The 1,593-nt window shown below is 47.3% G+C and carries 3 protein-coding genes; 2 read left to right on the top strand and 1 reads right to left on the bottom strand.

The annotated features are described in order from the left end of the window. Nucleotides 1-219 precede the first annotated feature (219 nt). Nucleotides 220-429 carry a hypothetical protein gene (locus JGK20_RS33220; protein WP_293185504.1) on the bottom strand — a complete coding sequence of 70 codons (210 nt, stop codon included), beginning with the start codon at nucleotides 427-429 and terminating at the stop codon, nucleotides 220-222. A gap of 13 nt (nucleotides 430-442) precedes the next feature. On the opposite strand from JGK20_RS33220, the gene JGK20_RS33215 reads away from it, so the two are divergent. Beyond that, nucleotides 443-997: a Uma2 family endonuclease gene (locus JGK20_RS33215; protein ID WP_293185503.1), complete on the top strand. Its 555-nt coding sequence runs from the start codon at nucleotides 443-445 to the stop codon at nucleotides 995-997. Nucleotides 998-1,079: 82 nt separating this feature from the next. After that, nucleotides 1,080-1,593 (top strand): dihydrofolate reductase family protein (locus JGK20_RS33210; RefSeq protein ID WP_293233658.1); only part of this gene is annotated, 514 nt, incomplete at its 3' end.

Here is a 1,593-nt window from a genome sequence, read left to right as displayed (position 1 = left end):
CTCGTTTTGCCGCTCTTTTTCCCTCTGCCTCATCATAGTTTTTTTCCACGATTGTGGGATGTTTGGTTTCACCCTTTTTTAATTCGCCAACAGTCTCTTAGAAACCGCGTCTACACAAACAATGTCCGCCTCCGCGGACGAAGAGGGTATTCGGAGATGGAAAATCATCGGGTAAATCTTCAACCCGCGGAGGCGGGTTTTGTCTGTGTAGCCGCGGTTTCAACCGCCGGGGTTTTTGGGTTGATGGATTGATGGGGCGATCGGGTTTTTTGTGGATGGGCGATCGGGTTTTTGGGTGGATGGGCGATCGGGTTTTTTGTGGATGGGCGATCGGGTTTTTTGTGGATGTGCGATCGCATTTTTGGGTGGATGGGCGATCGGGTTTTTGGGAGAAATGTGCGATCGACTGTAAAATAACAATAAAAACACAGGAGTAATCGCCGTGAGCGTCACAACTGTAAAATGGACGGTTGCAGACTACCACCGCATCATTGCAGCCGGCATTCTGGAAGGGCGAAAAGTTGAACTAATCGGTGGAGAAATAATCGAAATGGCTCCCGAAGGAGAATCTCATGCTTACTGTAGCGATGAGGCTGGAGAGTACCTAATTTACTTGCTAGGCGATCGGGCTAAAGTGCGACAAGGTAAGCCCATTACCTTGCCACTTAACAACTCCGAACCCGAACCAGATATCGCTATAATTCAACGTTTGGGACAAAATTATCGAGAACATCATCCCTATCCAGAAAACATCTTTTGGCTGATAGAATACTCCAATTCTACTCTGACTAAAGACTTGGGAATTAAGAACAAAATTTACGCCGCCGCCGGGATTGCCGAGTATTGGGTTGTCAATTTGCGAACTATGGAATTAATCGTGTTTCGAGATCCTACCGATGCTGGCTATCAATTCAGAGAAACTCTGACTCACGGTAATATTAATCCCCTCGCTTTTCCAAATGTTTCAGTTGCGATCGATCGTTTATTCGGGAATTAGGTAAATGAGGTAGAAACACTCGGCGATTTCAACCGCTGGGTTTTTTGTATTCTAAAATCCCGAACCCTAAATCCCAAATCGAATGATTCACACAACAGTAATACTCGCCATGAGTGCCGATGGCAAAATTACAGATACCGCCCTCACCGCCGCCAGATTCGGTTCAGCTAACGACAAATCTCACCTCGAACAACAAGTCGCCGCCAGTGACGCAGTTTTGTTCGGAAACGGCACTTTACGCGCCTATGGAACTACTCTGAGAGTCTTTTCACCCGATTTGCTAGAACAAAGGAAACTGCAAGGAAAGCCCCCACAACCGGTGCAAATTGTGTGTTCGCGATCGCGCAAATTTGACCCCAACTGGCGATTTTTCCAGCAACCGGTTCCCCGCTGGTTGCTGACTGGAAATGATACAGATGTCAGCAACAGGCTAGAAGCCTGTTCCACAATAGATGAATTGTCTTGTGGAACAGGCATCTTGCCTGTTGCTGAGCACAGGCTAGAAGCCCGTTCCACAATAGATGAATTGTCTTGTGGAACAGGCATCTTGCCTGTTGCTGAGCACGGGCTAGAAGCCCGTTCCACAATAGATGAAT

The sequence above is a fragment of the Microcoleus sp. PH2017_05_CCC_O_A genome (genome assembly GCF_020738785.1).
Lineage (GTDB): Bacteria > Cyanobacteriota > Cyanobacteriia > Cyanobacteriales > Microcoleaceae > Microcoleus.
This window is presented reverse-complemented; position numbering and strand designations above follow the sequence as displayed.